Source organism: Cellulomonas septica, assembly GCF_012396155.1.
Taxonomy (GTDB): Bacteria; Actinomycetota; Actinomycetes; order Actinomycetales; family Cellulomonadaceae; genus Cellulomonas; species Cellulomonas septica.
In genome coordinates this window covers 1-2,627 of record NZ_JAAXOY010000515.1, presented here as the reverse complement: position 1 = coordinate 2,627, position 2,627 = coordinate 1, and the positions used below count along the sequence as shown (strand labels likewise).

The window sequence follows — 2,627 nt, the reverse complement described above, 5'->3', positions numbered from 1 at the left end:
GACGACGCCGTCGGCGATGAGCACGACGCGCTCGGCCGTCGCGGCCACGCGGCTGTCGTGCGTGACGAGCACGACCGTCTGCCCGAGCGCGGCCGCCGTGTCCCGCAGGAGGCCGAGCACCTGCGCGCTGCTGCGCGAGTCGAGCGCGCCCGTCGGCTCGTCCGCGAAGACGACCTCGGGACGCGTGAACAGGGCGCGGGCGATCGCCACCCGCTGGGCCTGCCCGCCGGACAGGTGCCCGGGCAGGCGCTCCTCGACGCCGTGCAGCCCGAGCGCCGCGAGCAGCTGCGCCTGCCACCGGAGGTCCGGCACCCGGCCCGCGAGGAGCACGGGCAGCTGGATGTTCTCGGCGACGGTGAGGTGCCCGACGAGGTTGTACGCCTGGAAGACGAAGCCGACGTGGTCGCGCCGGAAGCGCGTGAGCTCGTCGGCGGAGAGGCCGGTGAGGTCGCGTCCGCCGATCACCACCCGGCCGCTCGTGGGCACGTCGAGGCCCGCCGCGCAGTTCAGCAGCGTCGACTTCCCGGAGCCGGACTGGCCCATGATCGCGGTGAGCGATCCGGGTCGGAGCGTGATCGAGACGCCGCGCAGCGCGTGCACCTCGGTCGCGCCGCGGTAGGTCTTGTGCACGTCCGTGAGCTGCACGGACACATCGGTCCGTGTCGCCGTGGTCGTCATGGTGGCTCCTCTCCTGGCTGATGTCGCCATCACGCTAGGAATCCGGAGCGGGGGGACACGAGCCTCCTGCGACGGCATCACGCGGCTTGCATCCTTCGATGCAGGGCCGCCCGCCGCGTCAGCCGGTGAGCTCGACGATGCCGTTCTGGTACGCCCAGACGACCGCCTGCAGGCGGGACTTCACGCCGAGCTTGGGCATCGCCCGGGCCAGGTGGGACTTGATCGTGGAGACCTCGAGCACGAGGGCGGTCGCGATCTCCTCGTTGGACATGCCCTGCGCCAGGAGCAGCAGGATGTCGAGCTCGCGCGGCGTCAGCAGGTCGGTCGCGCGTCCGGCGGTCACCGGCTGGGTGCGGCGTCGCGTCACGACCTCGCGCAGCACGCGCTTGGTGAGCGCGTTGGCGAGCATGCCGTGTCCGGCGGCGACGGACCGCACGGCCTCGATCAGCGTCTCGGGCTCGGCGTCCTTGAGCAGGAAGCCGGACGCGCCGGCCTCGAGGGCGCCGAACAGGTACTCGTCGACGTCGAACGTCGTGAGCACGAGCACCGGGACCGGGTCGTCGACGTCGGGTCCGCACAGCGCACGCGTGGCGGTGATGCCGTCCGTGCCCGGCATGCGGATGTCCATGCACACGACGTCGGGTCGCAGCGTGCGGGCGAGCTCGACCGTGGTCGCCCCGTCCGCGGCCTGCCCGACGACGACGATGCCGGGCTCGGTGCCGAGCATGGTGGCGAGCCCGGTGCGGACCAGGGCCTGGTCGTCGGCGACGACGACCAGGACCGCGTCGGGGGAGCCGTCGGTCGGCGCGGTCATGGTGCGGCACTCCCGTCGGTCGTGGGCAGGTCGGCGCGCGGGACCGTGAGGCGCACCTCCCAGCCACCGTCACCGGTCGGACCGTAGCGGAGCGTCGCGCCCGTGACCTCGGCCCGCTCACGCATCCCCACGAGCCCGTAGCCGGGATCGTGCGGCGGCCGGTCCGCACCCGCGGGCGGTGGACCGTTGCGGACGACGACGACGAGGGCCGCGTCGTCGAGCGCGTCGAGGTCGACGACGCACGACGACCCGGGGGCGTGCCGCGCGGCGTTCGCGAGGCCCTCCTGGACCGTCCGGTAGACGACGAGCTGGGCGAGCGGCCCGACCGCGCCCGTCGTCGTGAGCGCGTCGACCGGTCCCGACCGACGCAGGGACACGTCGACACCGGTCGCCTGCACGCGCGCGACGAGCTCGCCGACGGACGCGAGCGTCTCGGTGCGCACCCCGGGACCGGCACCCGTCTCGTCGTCGGCGTCCCGCAGGAGCACGACGAGGTGGCGCAGGTCGCGGGCCTCGTCGGGCAGGCCGACCGGTGCGGGCACGTCGGCGGCGAGCCGCACGGCGGCACCGAAGATCCCGGGCTGCACGGTCGTCTGGTTGGCGCCGGTCCCGCGCAGCTCGTGCGGGCGGTCCGCCGTGAGAAGGAGCAGGGGGACGCCCGCGTGGTGCGCCTCGAGGACCGCGGGGTGCAGGTTCGCGACGGCCGTGCCTGATGTGGTGACGACGGCGACGGGCCGGGCACCGTCCTCGTCGTGCGCCGCGGCACGCGCGAGCCCCAGGGCCAGGAAGCCGGCGGACCGCTCGTCGATCCGCACGTGCAGGCGGATCGCGGGGGCACCGGCAGGACGCTCGTCGTCGGGACGGGCGGCGTCCGCGAGCGCGTAGGCGAGGGGTGCGCTGCGGGACCCGGGGGCGAGCACGACGTCCCGCACGCCGAGCGTGGCGAGCGCCTGCACGAGCACGCGTGCGGCCGTCGTGGCCGGGCTCAGGTCGCGTGGCTGCGTCGTCACGTCGGACATCATGCCGTCCACGTCGCGCGCGGGCCGGTCGTGTCGCCCGCCGGGGTGCCGCGTGGGCCACGGGCACCGGCGACCGCGAGGACGTCGTCGAGCCGGCGGTGCCAGCGCGCGGTCAG

Annotated in this window: 2 protein-coding genes and 1 pseudogene; all 3 read right to left on the bottom strand. The window is 74.9% G+C overall.

Annotated features, from left to right (window positions below):
- On the bottom strand, nt 1-678 hold a 678-nt coding region (locus HGA02_RS15905; protein WP_168680055.1), incomplete at its 3' end, for an ABC transporter ATP-binding protein.
- Between the two features lie 118 nt (nt 679-796).
- On the bottom strand, nt 797-1,492 hold the full coding sequence (locus HGA02_RS15900; RefSeq protein WP_168680053.1) for a response regulator: 696 nt from the start codon (nt 1,490-1,492) through the stop codon (nt 797-799).
- Between the two features lie 491 nt (nt 1,493-1,983).
- Nucleotides 1,984-2,514 (bottom strand): annotated as a pseudogene (locus HGA02_RS15895) (thiamine pyrophosphate-binding protein); the annotation flags it as partial.
- Between the last annotated feature and the right edge of the window lie 113 nt (nt 2,515-2,627).